1 protein-coding gene and 1 pseudogene are annotated in these 1,111 nt (G+C 63.4%); both read left to right on the forward strand.

Annotated features, from left to right (window positions below):
- Positions 1-196 (forward strand): annotated as a pseudogene (locus tag AB0I71_RS32635) (hypothetical protein); the annotation flags it as partial.
- Positions 193-1,111, forward strand: a 919-nt coding sequence (locus AB0I71_RS32640; protein WP_357591225.1) for a sucrose-6-phosphate hydrolase, incomplete at its 3' end; no start/stop codon positions are given. The pseudogene AB0I71_RS32635 and the gene AB0I71_RS32640, both read left to right, overlap by 4 nt.

Here is a 1,111-nt window from a genome sequence, read left to right on the forward strand (position 1 = left end):
GGCGGGCGGCGCGCTCGGCGGCGCCGGGGTGGTGGCCAATCACGTCGGCATGAACGCGGTCGGGCTGACGGCGATCCCTGGCATGGCGATTGTGCAGGCCAGTTCGCTGGTCAGCTATATCATCGGCCTGGCGATCGCGTTTGGCACCGCCTTCATACTCTCCCTCCTGTTGAAATATAAAACGGACGCGCAATGATGGAAGAACTCAGCTTAATCAAACAGGCGATGCAGGCGGTCATGAACGGCCAGCCACGCGCGCTGCGCGATCCGCACCGCCCGGCCTGGCATCTGGCGCCCAGCGTTGGCCTGCTGAACGATCCCAACGGCTTCATCCAGCACAACGGCGTTTATCACCTGTTCTATCAGTGGAATCCGCTGGGCTGCGATCATCGCAACAAGTGCTGGGGACACTGGCAGTCGACCGACTTGCTGCGTTGGGCGCATCAGCCGCTCGCCCTGGCACCAGGTGCCTGTTACGACAGCCACGGCTGTTATTCCGGCTCGGCGGTGGTGGCAGAAGATAAAATCACGCTGATCTACACCGGCAATGTGAAATTCCCCGACGGCTCACGCACTGCCTATCAATGCCTGGCTCAGGAAAGCGATCGGGGCGAATACCGCAAGCTCGGGCCGGTGCTGCCGCTGCCGGACGGCTACAGCGGGCACGTACGCGATCCCAAAGTGTGGCGTCATCAGAATGCGTGGTACATGGTGCTCGGCGCTCGGGACTTGCAGGATCGCGGCAAGGTGCTGCTGCTTCGTTCCAGCGATCTGCGCGGCTGGCAACCGCTGGGCGAGATCGCCGGTTCCGGCCTGCACGACCTGGGTGAATTCGGCTACATGTGGGAGTGCCCAGACCTGTTCTCGCTGGACGACGCCGACGTGTTGATCTGCTGCCCGCAGGGGCTGGCGCCGCAGCCGGAACGCTATCTCAACCGTTATCAGGCCGGCTATCTGCTCGGCAAGCTGGATTACCTGCAGCCGGCCTTCAGCCACGGCGAATTTCGCGAGCTGGACGCCGGCTTCGAGTTCTATGCGCCGCAGACGACGCTGGCGGAAGATGGCCGCCGCCTGCTGTTCGGCTGGATGGGCGTGCCCGAGCAAGATGAAG

The sequence above is a fragment of the Micromonospora sp. NPDC049891 genome (genome assembly GCF_040660295.1).
Lineage (GTDB): Bacteria > Actinomycetota > Actinomycetes > Mycobacteriales > Micromonosporaceae > Micromonospora.